This is a genomic window from Pantoea sp. EKM10T, assembly GCF_011800685.1.
Lineage (GTDB): Bacteria > Pseudomonadota > Gammaproteobacteria > Enterobacterales > Enterobacteriaceae > Pantoea > Pantoea agglomerans.
This window is the reverse complement of sequence record NZ_JAALEU010000003.1, coordinates 185,703-201,409: the sequence shown is the minus strand read 5'-3', so window position 1 is coordinate 201,409 and position 15,707 is coordinate 185,703. Positions and strand designations below refer to the sequence as shown.

At 47.8% G+C, this 15,707-nt stretch carries 13 protein-coding genes; 6 read left to right on the top strand and 7 right to left on the bottom strand.

All coding sequences use genetic code 11. The features are described from left to right. Nucleotides 1–19 precede the first annotated feature (19 nt). Together uraH and HFD95_RS07440 are read left to right on the top strand one after the other, a co-directional pair. Nucleotides 20–430 (top strand): hydroxyisourate hydrolase, encoded by a 411-nt coding sequence (gene uraH, locus HFD95_RS07445; protein WP_010247303.1) that lies wholly within the window; start codon nt 20–22, stop codon nt 428–430. Nucleotides 431–435: 5 nt separating this feature from the next. Then, nucleotides 436–927 carry a heme-binding protein gene (locus tag HFD95_RS07440; RefSeq protein ID WP_010247306.1) on the top strand — a complete coding sequence of 164 codons (492 nt, stop codon included), beginning with the start codon at nt 436–438 and terminating at the stop codon, nt 925–927. Nucleotides 928–1,115: 188 nt separating this feature from the next. Here HFD95_RS07440 and HFD95_RS07435 read toward each other — a convergent pair whose 3' ends face one another. Then, the gene (locus HFD95_RS07435; RefSeq protein ID WP_010670295.1) at nt 1,116–2,033 is read right to left on the bottom strand and encodes an AraC family transcriptional regulator; all 918 of its coding nucleotides are present in this window, start codon (nt 2,031–2,033) and stop codon (nt 1,116–1,118) included. 98 nt (nt 2,034–2,131) lie between these two features. On the opposite strand from HFD95_RS07435, the gene HFD95_RS07430 reads away from it, so the two are divergent. Both HFD95_RS07430 and HFD95_RS07425 read left to right on the top strand, forming a co-directional pair. Further along, nucleotides 2,132–3,199 carry an aldo/keto reductase gene (locus HFD95_RS07430; RefSeq protein ID WP_167430148.1) on the top strand — a complete coding sequence of 356 codons (1,068 nt, stop codon included), beginning with the start codon at nt 2,132–2,134 and terminating at the stop codon, nt 3,197–3,199. 709 nt (nt 3,200–3,908) lie between these two features. Beyond that, the gene (locus tag HFD95_RS07425; protein ID WP_033760284.1) at nt 3,909–4,928 is read left to right on the top strand and encodes a LacI family DNA-binding transcriptional regulator; all 1,020 of its coding nucleotides are present in this window, start codon (nt 3,909–3,911) and stop codon (nt 4,926–4,928) included. Between the two features lie 864 nt (nt 4,929–5,792). Here the strand turns inward: HFD95_RS07425 and HFD95_RS07420 are convergent. Both HFD95_RS07420 and HFD95_RS07415 read right to left on the bottom strand, forming a co-directional pair. Beyond that, nucleotides 5,793–7,730, bottom strand: coding sequence for a methyl-accepting chemotaxis protein (locus HFD95_RS07420; RefSeq protein ID WP_033760282.1), 1,938 nt, complete (start codon nt 7,728–7,730; stop codon nt 5,793–5,795). Nucleotides 7,731–8,075: 345 nt separating this feature from the next. Beyond that, nucleotides 8,076–8,966, bottom strand: coding sequence for a LysR family transcriptional regulator (locus HFD95_RS07415; protein ID WP_124890541.1), 891 nt, complete (start codon nt 8,964–8,966; stop codon nt 8,076–8,078). A gap of 121 nt (nt 8,967–9,087) precedes the next feature. Between HFD95_RS07415 and HFD95_RS07410 the strand changes: the two genes are divergently transcribed. Then, nucleotides 9,088–10,629 (top strand): MFS transporter, encoded by a 1,542-nt coding sequence (locus tag HFD95_RS07410; protein ID WP_167430033.1) that lies wholly within the window; start codon nt 9,088–9,090, stop codon nt 10,627–10,629. 334 nt (nt 10,630–10,963) lie between these two features. Here HFD95_RS07410 and HFD95_RS07405 read toward each other — a convergent pair whose 3' ends face one another. Together HFD95_RS07405 and HFD95_RS07400 are read right to left on the bottom strand one after the other, a co-directional pair. Then, the gene (locus HFD95_RS07405; protein ID WP_157353375.1) at nt 10,964–11,410 is read right to left on the bottom strand and encodes a GNAT family N-acetyltransferase; all 447 of its coding nucleotides are present in this window, start codon (nt 11,408–11,410) and stop codon (nt 10,964–10,966) included. 332 nt (nt 11,411–11,742) lie between these two features. After that, nucleotides 11,743–12,969, bottom strand: a complete 1,227-nt coding sequence (locus HFD95_RS07400) for an MFS transporter (RefSeq protein WP_158149930.1) — start codon at nt 12,967–12,969, stop codon at nt 11,743–11,745. A gap of 108 nt (nt 12,970–13,077) precedes the next feature. Here HFD95_RS07400 and HFD95_RS07395 point away from each other — a divergent pair, with 108 nt between their 5' ends. After that, complete coding sequence (locus HFD95_RS07395) at nt 13,078–14,028, top strand: AraC family transcriptional regulator (protein WP_031592446.1); 951 nt, start codon at nt 13,078–13,080, stop codon at nt 14,026–14,028. A gap of 183 nt (nt 14,029–14,211) precedes the next feature. On the opposite strand, the gene HFD95_RS07390 is transcribed toward HFD95_RS07395, so the two are convergent. Both HFD95_RS07390 and HFD95_RS07385 read right to left on the bottom strand, forming a co-directional pair. Next, nucleotides 14,212–14,697 carry a GNAT family N-acetyltransferase gene (locus tag HFD95_RS07390; protein ID WP_167430032.1) on the bottom strand — a complete coding sequence of 162 codons (486 nt, stop codon included), beginning with the start codon at nt 14,695–14,697 and terminating at the stop codon, nt 14,212–14,214. 384 nt (nt 14,698–15,081) lie between these two features. Beyond that, a complete protein-coding gene (locus HFD95_RS07385; protein WP_060679078.1) occupies nt 15,082–15,438 on the bottom strand; it encodes a hypothetical protein in 357 nt (118 codons plus the stop codon). Nucleotides 15,439–15,707: the final 269 nt, after the last annotated feature.

The following is a 15,707-nucleotide window of genomic DNA, read 5'->3' as shown; positions in this document are numbered from 1 at the left end:
AACACCGGAGTATTAAAAAATGAAAAAGAGTCTCACTGCCCTGGCCCTCACTACGCTGCTTGCCGTTCCCGCGGTCACCTTCGCGGCCAGTAAAAATCCGCTGAGCGTTCACGTGCTGAACCAGCAGACCGGGCTGCCGGCCTCAGAGGTTGAGGTAATGCTTGAGCAGAAACAGGGAGAAAGCTGGAAAGTACTGAATACCGCCAATACTAATCAGCAGGGTCGGATTGATGCCCTTTGGCCAGCAAAGCCCTTTGAGGCGGGAGACTATCGGGTGATTTTTAAAACCGGTCACTATTTTGCGGCACATCAACAGCAGAGTTTCTTCCCCGAAATCCCGGTGGAGTTCCATATCACCAATACCACGACCACCTATCACATTCCGTTGCTGCTGAGCCAGTACGGATATTCCACCTATCGCGGGAGCTGAAATAAATGAAACGTTTACTGCTGGCATTGATGCTGACTACCGGACCTGCCGTGGCGCTCGCTGCTGAGCCAGCCTCCGTCTATGACATGACGCAGGCGCTGAGTAATCAACTGGCAACGGAGGCCTTGTCCGCCTGCCATAATATGAATCGTCAAGGCGTAGTCGCCGTGGTGGATCGGGGTGGAAATCTGGTCACGCTGATGCGGGATGACAACGTGGGGCCGCACAACACTCAGGCGGCATGGCGTAAAGCGTTTACTGCGCTCTCCACCAAAACGCCAACCAGACAACTGACCATAAAGGCGCAATCCTCACCGGAAAGCGTCAACCTGAATACGGTTAATGAGCTATTGCTGCTTGGCGGCGGCGTGCCGGTGCAATATCGCGGCCAGTGGATCGGCGCTATCGGCATGGCGGGCACCGGCGGCGCGGAATCCGACGATCAATGTGGGACCGAAGCGATTAACAAAGTGCTGGGTAACAGCAAGCAACCGTAATCATGATGAACGCGCGGCGGGTATATTCCTGCCATACATGGGGAATAAACTGTTCCCCATGTTGTTTAGATAAGTCGCCGCCAGAACGGCTGCTTTGTGCCAGAAGCGGACATTGTATATTTGAATACTGCGATAAATTTTTGATAATTATGCATATGCATTAAAAAGACAATTATCGGAGTGGCCTGTTAACAGTTCTTATGCAGATTACGATAGCCTCCTGGCGTTCTTCCGGTATGACGTTTGAAGGCCAGAGAAAAAGAGGGAACAGATTTATATCCGGTTAATCTGGCTATCTCAGTAATACTTAAGTGATGCTTTCTGAGTTCAGCGCATGCCAGCTCCATTCGCCATGACGTCAGATAATTCCCGGGCGTTGAACCGGTAAGCTGATGAAACCTACTGGCGAACGCACTGCGGGACATAGCCGATTTTGCAGACAGACTTGCCAGCGTCCAGTCTGCAGATGGAGAAGAATGTATCAGTGTCAGTGCGGGTCCTATTTTCCTGTCACCGAGGGCATTCAGCCAGGATGTCCCTTTCTGATTAATCTCTAAGTATTCCCTCAGCATCTGCACCAGAACAAGTATTGCCATGCTACTGGCCACAATGTCGTGTCCGGGACGAAGCGCTGATGTTTCATGCGAAAGCAAAGTGATAAGGGCGGTGAGTGCAGGAGAAGAACTTTCCTCTCGTCGTGAAACCAGCACCTGAGGCAGATGTTTTAAAAGCAGCGGGCTGGAAGCCTCCTCAAATACGAATCTCCCCCCAATCCCCTCACTGATAAGTTCTCCCTGTCCGTAGCGGACCACACCATCCGCTTCACGGTGAGAAGAGAATATCTGCCGTCCGTCACTTACCATCAATGCCGGACTTGAGCCACAGCAGTAAGCGTCACCCGAAGTCAGAAGATAGAAGTCCCCTTTTTCAAGCAGCAGAGGCTGCATTCCGTCCATCCAAAGCCAGAATTTCCCCTCAAGCACAGTGCCGAACTTAATGTGTTTATAAGAGGGAAACCGCATTGCCCAGGGGCCACGTGCTTCCATACGGGCCGTAAGGATGGCCTCTGCCTTCAGAAGTGAAAGAATATCAGACAACGGATCCATAACTTCCTGGACGAATGAATAATAAAAAAGGGATTTCTATAATAAAAGAAAGCGTTTGTCTGCGTCATTATCATTTGAAGCTTAACGGAGAAAACAAAATGAAATACGCAGAACTGGGTAAAACTGGGATTTATGTTTCACGCATTTGTCTCGGGACGATGACATTTGGCGGGGCAGATAATGCCGCCGGTAATGCCATCGGCCGCCTGACGGGCAAAGAGGCGGACATTATCGTTGGTGAGGCGCTGGACGCCGGCATCAATTTTATTGATACCGCGGATATCTACGGTATGGGGGGCTCTGAAAGCGTGCTGGGCGAAGTGCTGGCACAGCGACGCAGTCAGGTTTTTCTTGCAACAAAAGCGCACAGCAGAATGAATGCGGGCGCAAACGATGCAGGGCAGTCGCGCTATCACCTTATGCAGGCGCTGGAAGCCAGCCTTATAAGGCTTAAGACCGATCACATTGACCTTTATCAGGTCCACAATTTTGATACCGTAACACCGATTGAAGAGGTTCTGCGGACACTGGACGACATGGTGCGTCAGGGCAAGGTTCGCTATATAGGCTGTTCGAATTATGCCGGCTGGCAGATTGCCAAAGCTTTGGGTATTTCAGGTGAACATAAGCTGGAGAAATTTGCCAGCGTACAGTCTTTTTATTCACTGGCCTGCCGCGACATTGAACATGAACTCCTTCCGGCAATTAAGGATAGCCAAACCGGACTGTTATGCTGGAGCCCTCTTGCAGGAGGCCTGCTTTCAGGCAAATTTGACCGCAGTGGTAGTCATGAGGCCTCTGCAAGACGCGCAAAAATTGAATTTCCACCCGTTGATAAAAGCCTGGCATGGGACATCGTGGATGTTCTCAAAACAATTTCTGAAAAACACCGCACTACTCCTGCCAGCATCGCAATAGCCTGGCTGCTGTCTTCTAAGCAGGTGACGAGCGTCATAGCGGGTGTGCGCAATGTGCATCAGCTCAGAGATAACCTTAGCGCGCTGTCTGTTAATCTCAGCGAGGAGGAAAAAGAAATGCTGGACAAGGTCAGTCATCCGGGTACACGTTATCCCGGATGGATTCAGTCATATAATGCCGCGAGCCGCTATCCGGCAGGCTTTCCTGATACCGGGCCTAACTGGATATTAGGTGAATCCCCTGTTTAACACGGGCTCAGAGCTATAAAAATAACTAAGCTTTTAATAACTTTGCTGAGTCCGGGTTCCTGACGGGCTCTGCTGACTCAGGCAGTGAACATTATGGTTAGCATCTATTGCTGTTAACATCTTCAATTTAACTCACTCATGCTGTTAGTTCCTTACGCCGGCTGAAAACTTTCGAAGAGAGTAAAATTTTATCCTATCAAATTATTATTAAGTATAATCTAATATAAAAGCTGATTGACATGGTAAGGCTGAATATTAATGTTTTTCATATGCATCTATTTGTTGCATGAAAAAAGGGTCTATATTTAAATCGCGTCAAAAATCCAGAGTAAATAATACTTTAAATATTGCCATTATTTATTGTGGCAAATAATTCTACTCATTGTTTAATGATATGATTCTGTTAAAAATTAAATGCCATTTTGGTCAAACTTAGAGTCGGCTGATTTGTTCGTAAGGAATGCGATGTCTCGCAGCGTTGCTTTTGAAAAAGTTCTATAAGTTCAAGTTAATTTTTATGCGAGTAAGTTTTATGTATTTCTTAAAGTAGAGTTTTGTTAGAGTGTTACTCTTAATTTTAAGTGAAATTTATTTGTCTTTTATGTGAAAAGAATATAAATTGAAGTTAAGATTGTAACGCTGGCAGTGTTGTAGATTACTTACTATAGTTTGATAGTGACGAAACCTGTTAAAGTAAATACGATAAAATATGAAAAAATTAACTATTACTGAGTTTGCAAAGAAAATAGGTGTAGGTGTTGCAACAGTTGATCGGGTGCTTAATGATCGGGGTGGAGTATCGCCGGCCATGGAGAATCTAATACTCAAGGCCGCCCGTGATGCGGGACTTAAGCGTATTCTGCCGGAAAAGCATAGACCCTCCTGGCAGCTTGAGGTCCTGTTGAGCAGTAATAAATCTTTTTTTTTCGAACAGCTTGCTAAAGATTTTTCCATGCTGGCTGATAACTTAGGCTATCGCAGAATAACACTTCATAAAACTTTATTCTCTGAAGCTTCTCCGGAAAAAATGGCAAAACACATTGAAGCCAGCAGTAAAAAAATGGACGCTTTGATTATATTTGCACATGAGAGCCCACTTATTTATGAAATGCTGACCCTGTGTAAATCTCGCGGTGTCCCGGTAATAACCCTTGTGGCAGATTTACCAGGATCTGATAGATTGTGCCACGTAGGAATTGATCAATATAGCGCAGGCCGTACATCAGGCTTTGTACTTGGTGGTATGCTACCATCACATGGGGACGTGGTGATAATTAGCGGCCGTACGCAATACGCAGTCCATCGTCAGCGTGTCGATGGCTTTATTTCAGTAATGCAGAAATTTTATCCTAAAATCAATGTGCGCGAACCTATTTACAGTCAGGATGAACGGGAGCTTATCAGTCTTTTATTAAACCGAACCCTTGCATCTGATAAAGATATTGTCGGAATTTATAATACAGGCATGGGTAACACTCAGGTTAGTGAGATTTTGAACGATTATAATCTTAGAGGTAAAGTAGTTTACGTCACTCATGAACTTTACAATACAACACGGCAATTACTCGAACAACGAGTGCTGACATTGACCATAGATCAAAATACGTTGAGGCATGCTCAGCTGGCAATAACACTGGCGCTACATTATCTTGAAATGGGTGAGCAGCCTGATGAATATAAGTCAGGAAAGGTTGATTTTATGCTGTACACTCCTGAAAATTATAGGTGATATAAAATTGGTTACGATTGATTCAGAATAATGGCCCCCTCATTAGTACTCTTAATCTTCCGCTGGTTGGTAAAACCCCTATAACTCTGAATGTCGGACCGCAACGAGCTGTCGCAGATACAATATGTTGTAGTTTTCTAAGCTACTATCGATACTACACATAGTAGATTCAAGATAAGCGGCAAGCCAACACCAGGCCAGGGATTCAGGAGTTTTCAGCCACTGCACGTCTTCGGCCCCCTGCGGTTTTTTTTTGCCTAAAGCGGGTTATTTATCCTGCAGATACCGTGGGATCCGTCCGGAACGCGGCCCGAGATACGCTTGCTATCTTGCCGATGCCTTTTATCATTAAGCTCAAACGGCGGCTGCTCCGACCGGCCACGATAAGAGCAAAAGCCACTGAATACCTCTTTGAACCGCCTGCACGGCGGTTTTTTTATTCTTCTCTCGGCGTTACGTGATCGGCAGCACATGGTTTGTGCCGTTCGCTTTTTTTTAGCAAGGCTTACAGGTGACAGCGTTCGCTGAACGCCGGATTTTCCGGGATGCATAACCTTTTCTCCCCGGCTGCTTCCGCAGCTGACCCACTCAGATGGCGGTTTTTTGCCTGTCGCCTGCATGTGCGATAGGTATGTTATGTCTATTTTGGCAAAACTACACTGTCATCGTACATTTGACGGCCGCTTTTCGCTCAAAGCGGACCTTGCAGCACGTATGTCCGCTTTGTGCCAAAGTTACGTAAGGAAGGAATTAAGCCATCCCGTAGGATGGCTTATGAGATACTGTTACTGAGATGACAGACCTCAGAAATGCGCCGACAGCACGCCGTTTACAGACATATAAAAGAAGCACTTAACGGAAATTTTAACCAGCGTTTGTGCGGAACACGCTAACAGCGTCCCTCAGATTAGCGGCTCGACTTGCAAGTTCATCAGCAGACGATGCTGACTCTTCAACGAGCACGGCATTCTGCTGTGTGACCTGATCCATCTGAGTAACGGCAATATTTATCTGCGATACCCCTGCACTTTGCTCTTCTGAAGAAGATGAAATTTCTCTCACCAGCTGTGCTGTCTGTTCAATCGCATCCATACTCTCCTTCACTTTTTCACCTGCATCCCGGGCCATCGAAATGCCCTGCTCAGCATTCTCCACAGACTTTTCGATCAGTCCTTTAATTTCTTTCGCCGCGCCAGCCGAGCGCTGTGCCAGCGACCTGACTTCCGCCGCAACAACGGCAAAGCCTTTACCGTGCTCACCGGCCCGGGCAGCTTCAACAGCCGCGTTTAACGCGAGAATATTCGTCTGAAACGCAATCCCATCAATGACAGAAATGATTTCCTTAATCTGCCCTGCACTGCTGCTGATTTTCTCCATGGAACCCAGCACTGATTCCATTGCCTGACCGCCACGCAATGCCGCGCTGGTAGCCGAGCTGGCCATTTCTGCAGCATGGCGGGTGTTTTCAGCATTGTTGCCGATGATCGAAGAGAGCTGTTCCATACTGGCGGCTGTTTCAGCCAGTGATGCAGCCTGTTCTTCCGTCCTCGCAGAAAGATCGCCGTTACCGCGGGCAATCTCCTCAGATGAGGTGGCAATGGTGACGGCATTAGATTTAATGTTTTCTACCGTCACCGTCAGGCGCTGACTCATCTGCAGTAATGCCTTAAGCAGACCGGCTGTTTCATTGCGTCCTGTCACGGAAAAAGATGCTGTCAGATCGCCTTCTGCTACTTCAAGCGCAAGCTTTGACGCGGCACCGATAGGTCGTGTAACAGAACGGATAATGATCAATGCGAAAAAGACAGAAAGCAGGACCATAAAGAGAAGAACGCTCAGCAAACCATACTGTGCATTCCGGTGGTCCGTAATCTGCTGGTTCAGCATGTCATTCAGTTCATTACCGCCCGCAATCGCGTAGGTGCTGAATCTGTTAATCGCGCTGGTAAAAATTGCGGCATAGTCCTGAGGATTCTGATTCGTCATACTGCGGCTAATAAATAACGCCCCTGCAGTTTTCAGGGCATTTTGGGCTTCCTGCACGGCCGCGTCTGCATCGGCACTGAATTTCTGCTTCAGCCCTGTATCAGACGAAAAAAGCTTCTCTGAGTCCTGAGCAAACATATCCAGATTATAGGCACCCGTGCTGATTAATGATTCCATACGGACAGAGTCAGCCTCACTAACGGCTTCTTTCCTGGCAAGCAGTGAAGTCCCGAACGCACGAATTTTACCCAGACTTTCGGTAAGCTCAGGCAATGATGAGAAATTGCTGATAATCAGGCGGTACGTACTGATATCTGAATCAAGCGACAAACCGTAAAAATCCAGCACGTCGCGGTTTGTGTTAAGAAGTTTGCGGATGAGTTGCGCATGTGCGTCAAGACTGGTCGTTTGATTCAGTTTCGAAGCATCAATGTCCTGCTGCAGCGCGTCCCACTGTGCACGCACCCCATTGATTTTTTCGATTAAACCCGCACTGCCTTCTGTCTGCGCCATCTCTTTCTTGATGGCATCGGTGATAGTAACAATGTCATCTCTAACACTTAGACGCGATGAGGTGGCAGGATTTTTTTGCGCAATAGCGAGGGCTGTTTCAGCGCGATGGCGCTGTATCAGATTCAACAGGGCAAGGATTTTGTTTTCAGCAGGCACTCCTGTTACTTCTTTCTGCTTGTCCTGAATATATTTATTACCTTCTGACACAAAAAGCACGGTAGGAACTGAAAAAAGAACAAGGCAAAACAAGCCCAGAATTGCAAACTTAGCGGTAAGATTAATATTGTTAAGAATATTACTCATTTTTACACCCTGCTGAATTAATTTTTATAAGAACACAAATAATGCAGATTAAAAGCATCTTAATCATCATTATCGGTTAACTATTCATTAACTTTATAGCAGGCGTAAGAAAGAGAATATTTAGGTTGAATCGCAACAAGGTCTAACCTGTTACCCAGTAATTAGACAATACTGATGTTAACAATTACCTCATAAGAGGTAGGAAAGATTGTTAATATCAACTTCTCTCTTAACGAATTTTATACATGATTCATGTCCACTTTGTGCCAGGAGCGGACGTTCATGATTTTGAGATAAGCATAAAAGTGCATACGATTTCAGAAAGCATTAACTGCCTGGTACAGATTACAGAGACAGGCCGGACTCACCAATAAAATCGACAAAGCAGCGTATTCTCGGTGAAAGATACCGGCTAGCCGGCCAGAGTGCCGAGAAAACCCCCTGCCTGGTACAGCTACCTGGCAATACCTCTTTCAGTTGCCCCGTGTTCAAAGATTCGCGAACGACAAAACCGGGCACATAGCAAATCCCCATACCTGACAGGCTCAGGCGAACAGAAGCCTCTATATTATTTACGGTCAGAACAGAGGCTGTCCTCAAGTCAGTACCCGGGCACATACCGCGCAGTTCCCAGGGCTGGAGCAGCCCAGTTGAAGGAAAACGAAAAGAAATGCACCTGTGCATCGTTAAATCCGCTGGCGAGCCGGGTACGCCATACTCATTCAAATAGTCAGGGCTGGCGCAGAGCACAAAACGAAAATCACCAACCTTTTTAGATTTCAGTCGGGAGTCCGTCAGTTCACCGCTTCGTATGGCTACATCAAATCCTTCATCAATGATGTTTACCAGCCGGTCGCTGAAATCGAGATCGAGTTCTACATGAGGATAACGGCGGGAAAAGTCCGGCAGAAGAGGAAGGATCAACCTGTAGCCAATGACAGGCAGTGAAACCCTGAGCTTCCCGGCAGGCTGCGCTAAGCTGCTCGTCAGTTCTGACTCCGCCTCCTGTAATTGCTCAAGAATATGCTGGCAGCGGATTAATAAAGCAGCCCCCTCCGCTGTCAGACTCACGTTTCTTGTACTGCGGTTTAAGAGACGTACGCCCAGTTTATGCTCAAGTCTGGCGACATTCTTCCCGACCGCTGAGGCAGAAATCCCAAGCAGCCTTGCGGCCTGTACAAAACTCAGCGTCTCCGCTGTCCGGACAAACGAAGTAAGAGAGGTCAGACTGTCCATTAATTATAAACTTAATGTCCGTTAAGAAGAGATTTTCAGTGTATTTATTCACTCTGATGTCTGCAATAACATTACTGAAGTTTGTTAACCCATCCGCTTTTCGGAAACATAAGGTCACCCAATGGCAACTTCAGCCAGAACACCCAGTCCAATGGCCAGGAATATGGCAGCCTTTTCTGTCTATCTGGCGGCTATATTGCTGCCGTTAAGCTTTACCGGTGGTGTAATCTCCACGCCGGCAATACAACAGGCTCTTGGCGGCTCGCCTGCCGCGCTGTCATGGCTGACGAATGGATTTATGCTGAATTTCGGCAGTTTTTTGTTGTCAGCCGGTGTTGCTGCGGATGTTACTGGCAGAAAGCGCATTTTTACCGCAGGCTCAGCCCTGTTTTGCCTGAGCAGCGTTATGATCTGCCTGACACAGGATATCTTTATGGCTGGGTTGTTCAGGTCACTGCAGGGTCTTGCTGCGGCCTTGATATTGGCCAGCGGCAGCGCCGCACTGGCCCGTCTCTATGAAGGTCCGGACAGGACCCGGGCCTTCAGCGTACTTGGCACTATGTTTGGCGTGGGCCTGGCGTTCGGCCCTGTGTTGATGGGTTTCATTACGGATGCTTTGGGCTGGAGATGGTTGTATGCCATGTTAGCTCTGCTTTCAGGCATTGTAATTTTGACCGGTGCTGCGTTTCTGCCAGCATCAGAAGAGAGCGGACATCAGAAACCAGACGGCACAGGATTAATCATGTTTACTGCATCCCTGATGTTATTTACATCAGCGGTGATGCTTATACCTGCCTTTGGGTTTTTATCGTTTCCCACATTCACCCTTTTCATTTGCGCCATGCTGCTTTTCAGCGGGTTCGTAGTGCGTTGCCTGGGGGTTGAAAATCCTGTTCTGGATATCTCTCTGCTGCTGCGCCCGCGCTTTGCCGGCGTTCTGCTACTGCCGATAGCAACATGCTATTGCTATGTTGTGCTGCTGATTATTATTCCGCTGCATTTTATGGGCGGTGACGGGATGAGTGAGTCCCGGAGCGCTTTTTATCTTATGGCGCTGACGTCTCCAATGCTGGTTTTCCCTTCCATTGCCGCACTGCTGACAAGGTGGTTTTCTCCAGGAACCGTTTCAGCTGCAGGACTTATTATTGCATCAGTCGGGCTGCTTTTCCTCGGATACGCACTACCGCGTAACAGCAGTAATTTTCTTGTGCTTTCACTGATTATGACGGGTACCGGCGCTGCGCTTCCATGGGGACTGATGGATGGTCTGGCACTTTCAGCTGTATCTGTGGAGAAAGCGGGCATGGCCGCAGGCCTCTTTAATACCGTTCGCGTTGCCGGAGAAGGGATCGCTCTGGCGATGGCGTCAGCATTTTTAACAGAAATGAATGATTTGAATCTGAAAAACACCGTTCACGGGTATGCGCCAGAGGTCATTCACCAGGCTGCCGCATGGCTGGGTGGCGGCAGTACTGAGCAGGCCGCTGCGATGTTACCCGGTATTTCACGATTATTGCTTCAGGACAGTTATGACACTGCGTATACGTTTCTTTTTAGAGTTCTGGCTGCTGTCACGCTGATTTGCGCGCTAATGGTCTGGATCACCCTGGGTCGGCAGAGGCAGGGCTGTGCTGCAGGCAATACGCTGGCCAGAGATGTGTGAAAAATCCTGATCGAATAAGGTCGTAAGCGTTCATTTCATCGCATCCGCTTTTCGCTCATAGCGCGCATTATCCGATGTCAGACTGCTCTATGCCAGGAGCGGCCCCTTACAAAGCTGATTCTTTTCACGGGACAAACTTAGTCAAAATCACCCATGAGGTAACGGTTAAACCCGTTGTGATTAAGAGGCCGTTCTTTTCTCAGCGGGTTATGGAGAATAATGCAGTGTGTCGTAAAAAATATTTCCTCAAATGTGTATTATGAGGCGCTGCACGGCGGGGTCTTTAAAAAAGATATTCTCTTTGGCTACTGGTAAGAACGCTTTATTAAATTATTTATTTTAAATTTTGAGACATATTGATGCCGGTAATATGAAAGCCATTCTTCTGATACAGTGCTTTGGCTGAGGCATTATTCGGAGCTACCCTAAGTCCGACTTCATCGATGTTCATTATTTTTAGCAATCTTTTCATTTCGCATAAGGCCAGACCACCGAATCCACGGCCGCGCCAGTCAGGATAAATGTAGAAATCACTTATCCAGGCTGATGACCCGGTGATCGACAGCCAGAGGATGCCAATAACGTCCTCTGGTTCATCAGGCTGTTGGATACACCACAGCTGATTAGCCGGGGTCACAACTCCCTTTGTTAACACTGTATCAATAGATTCTATGGCTTTGATTCGTGCTTTTTCGGAAAGATATCCGCGATTGTTTTGCAGATCCTGCGAATATTCATGGATGAAAAGAGAACGATAATTTACGAATTCTTCTTCATTCATATTCCTGAGAGTAATCACACTGTCTTCCTGATGAGGTAGTTATGTGTTGAAGATATCACCTGGAAACTGTTTTTCAAGCGTCTCTGTTAAGGAATGTTTTCTCTGCACGTTTGAATCACCACTGAGAATGGTGATATTTCAGAATAGCGAGTAAACGGCACTTACTGATTATTGCTAAGCTCCGCTCCTCGCTCAAAACGCATTTAACCAGCTTCAGCAGTTAACCCGCCCCTTTGCCAACAGACTCAGCCAGCAGGCCCGGAACGCTGTGCGGTCCGGGGATGTTAAGCTGTTCGATTGAGGTGTCCCAACATATTAAAATGCCACTGAAATTATATGCTTTGCGTTCCTTCAGCTGATGGCGAGACCCTGACCCGGAATGCAATAACCAGCGCGGCAGTAAGCATGATACAGGCAGCTGTAATGAATACCCCCGTCACCCCGTTGAGGCCATATATCAGACCACCTATTGCTGCACCCGCGGCAATGGAGGATTGAACGGCGGCGACCACCATACCCCCTGCGCTCTCGGCCTCATCGGGAAGAGTCCGGGCGACCCAACCTGACCATGCCACCGGTATGCCACCAAATGCCAGCCCCCACAGCATGACCAGCGCCGTAAGCCCGGCGATTGATAACGGCAGAGTGATCATACCCAGTGCCGCAGCTCCCACCAGAGCAGGCATAATAATCAGCGTAAAACGCAGGCTGCGTTCCATCAGCCACCCTGCCGACAGTGTCCCGATAAAGTTAGCAACGCCAAACACCAGAAGTATTAACGCCAGCCCTTTTGCATCTATGTGTGCGAGTCCTTCCAGCGCAGGCCGTATATAGGTAAACAGCGCATACTGGCCGGTGTGTGCAAGCACGCACCCCAGCATGCCCACGCTCACGCCCGGCCTCTGGAGCAGAGAAAATACGGATGCCGTCCTGGTCCTGACTACCGGCGGCATTCCGGGCAGCGTCAGCCACTGAAAAATGAAAGAGAGTGCGCCAACCGCAGCAGCGGCAATAAACGCGCTACGCCAGCCAGACATCTCGCCCAGATAACTTCCCAGCGGTACGGCAACAACAGTACCTACCGCGATTCCACTAAAAATGATCGACAGCGCCCGCGGTACCAGCCTCTCCGGCACTAGCCTCATCGCAACCGCCGCTGCCATACTCCAGAATCCACCCAACGCGATACCCAGCAGGATGCGCATTGCCAGCAGCATGACAATACCTGAAGAGAGCGCCACGAGCAGATTTGAGAAGATCATAAGGGCAGTAAAGCTCAACAACACGATGCGCCGGTCCAGCGCACGCGTTAATCGCGGTATCAGTAATCCGGCAAATAACGCAATCACCGCCGTCACTGTTACGGCCTGTCCTGCAAGAGACTCTGACACACCCAAATCCCGGGCAATAGGCGTTAATAAGCTGGCAGGCAGGTACTCTGCGGTGAGCAGGCCAAAAACACCCATGGTTAAAGAAAAAACCGCAAGCCAGGCTGGCTGGATTTTCTCATCTCTTTGCACTCTTTCTTTGTGAACCCTGATAGAAGTTTCATCCGTCATTTCTAAGTCTCCTGGAAAGTCGTTTCAGGAGAAGAAGTCTATTCAGGCGCAGCTGGATGATCTATGCTCTAAAACCCTCACTTTTTTACCCAAAACCCGGAAAGGCATATGACTTCATCCTTCGCTCTGTCATCAGAACTCATCAGCGAGTTGCTTTCCGGCCTGCGGCTATACGGCGTGCGATATCAGCGTATCCAGACGGGAGATACGTTTGGCCTGAACTTCGCAAGCAGGCCCGGTCATGCTTATCTGCACTACGTCGCTGTGGGGGAGATGGTGCTCCATAGTGCAAACGGCGAAGTTCTTACGCTTTCAGCCGGAGAGGCTGTATTTCTTCCCCACGGCGAACGGCATCAGCTTTTGTCGGCAACAGCCGCCGACGTGCTGGATATCGACAATATTGAAACGGCACCACTGGATGAAAAAGTGAGTGGCATTGATACCTGCCCGAGTACTCAGGAAACGCCAGGCGCTGTGCTGTTTTTTGGTTGCATGAAAATCGATCTGGGAAGCATGCAGCGGCTGGCGGATGTGCTGCCTGAAATTATGCATGCCGATGCAAAGGGGATTCAGTGGCCGGGACTCATGCATATACTTGATGCGATGAAGCGTGAGATATGCTCCGGACGCGTGGGCTATGCAGGTATTCTCGCCAGGCTTGCCGATGTGGCTGGAGCGATGTTTATCAGAGGATGGGTGGAAGATGGTTGCGGCAATAGCCCTGGCCTGGCTGCAGCACTGCGCGATCCGCGTCTGGCTCAGGCCATCCTGGCGATTCATCGCGAACCGGGCCGTGACTGGAGCGTGGCAGAACTCGCTGCCGAATCGCATATATCCCGCTCCGCATTCGCCGAAAGGTTTCAGACCACCATCGGCGTCCCACCGCTACGGTATGCAACAGAAGTAAAGATGCATCTCGCTGTCCGCTGGCTGTCGTCAGAAAACATCACCGTCGACACCGCATCGCAACGGTTGGGATACTCCTCTCAGGCTGCTTTCAGCCGGGCTTTTAAGCGTGTAACGGGTAAGTCTCCAGGCGCGGTTCGTTTGCTTAGCTAATGGGTTTTATCCTTAGCGGGGCTAGCAATAATCGCTACGTAGTTTTACTTCCTTTGTGCTCCAGGAAGTGCAGAACAAAATGAATCACATTAAAAACAGTGTCCGCTACTGGCATATAGCGGTCATCAGCCCGATGACAGTCCACTTTGTGACAGGAGCAGACGTCAGTTCCAATTAATATAGTCAGCGCAATGCCTTTGAGAAACAGATAGCTTCTGTCCTGCCTATATATGGGCCGTAATTCTCAATAGGGACATAACCATTTTTCATGTAGAAATTTACAGCACGATAGTTGATGTGGCGGGTTTCCAGCCTAACTTCGATATATCCCATCTCTTTTGCTGATTTTTCAAGGAAAGTGAGTAAAGCACCACCAATCCCTGACTCACTTCGGTCTGAAAACATTCTTTTAAGCTCGGCTATATTTTGGGTAAATGGCCGTATAGCACCGCATCCCACAGCTTTGCCTTGAGAATTCTTTGCTAATGCCCATAAAGCTTTGTCATCACCCATTGCTTGGGTGGTGAAATTGCTTTTGCCGTTATCACCAGTAATAGCGGCAAGTTCTGCTGATAGCATTTCGATTAAACGATAGGATTCTGAAGAGAATGGATCTGATTTTTCTACTTTTATCATGGTTATACCCTGCAGGATGAGTGTGACCAACATAAAGCATCCTGCTAAGAAAAGCATCAGCTCAAAACGGGTAAAGGGATATCACTTATTTAAACCATCCCTGGGGTCATGGCTGCTCCTCACTCATAGCGGACATAAATCTGAACTTAGTCTGGCCCGCCTCATTGCAGTTGCCAGAAATTAATACAAAGGTAATACAGCTTGAACGTTAAACTGGAAGGCATACGGACATGATAGCAGTTTAAATTGCTCATCGGCCGAATAGGTGACAGCAATTTGTCGAAGCATTTTAATCATAACATGGCTGCAAAGATATGAGGTTCACAATCAAGATAATATAGTAAACAGGGACTTTTAAAACACAATTAATTTAAAAGCCATCCTATACTAATGCTTAAAGCATCAGCGGAAAAAATATTAGTTTTTTTTGCAGTTTCTCATTTTATAAAAGAAGCCGGAATGCGCATTTTCGATGATAAAACGATCATCGTAATTAGGACGTCTTACGAAGGTTATTCCGTTAACAGTAGCCTGCTGTTTAATACCACCCATGACACTTTCAAGCGCTGGGGATGCTACCTCATTACCCAGCATTTTCACTTTGTAGTTACTTCCATTGTCTTCAACGACAGCAGCTTTTGGCAAAAGCTGCGTCTCTGTATGAGAGCTGGTTATCCGGACATCACATAAATATGTCCCCAAGCCTAAATCTTCAGCTGCGGAACATAAACCGGAAAAAAACAAAGCAATCATACAATAAACAAATTTATTCATATCTGTCTTCCAGGACTTTGGATCGTTAAAAAATCGTTATCGGCAAAATATTTTGTGACTTGAGGAGTTGGTGATGTCATACGTGTATAGAGCTGATTTATGGATATTAATTTTTGTTGTGGGTAAGGTTGGATGAGCCGGGTGCTATGTTGGATGCAATGGTAACAGTCAGTCATTAAGAACGGAACGTCCGCTCCTTGCTCATAGCGGACACTCACCACATGTATCTTCTTTTTATGTTGCGATCCTTAATATCCTGGCCTGATAAG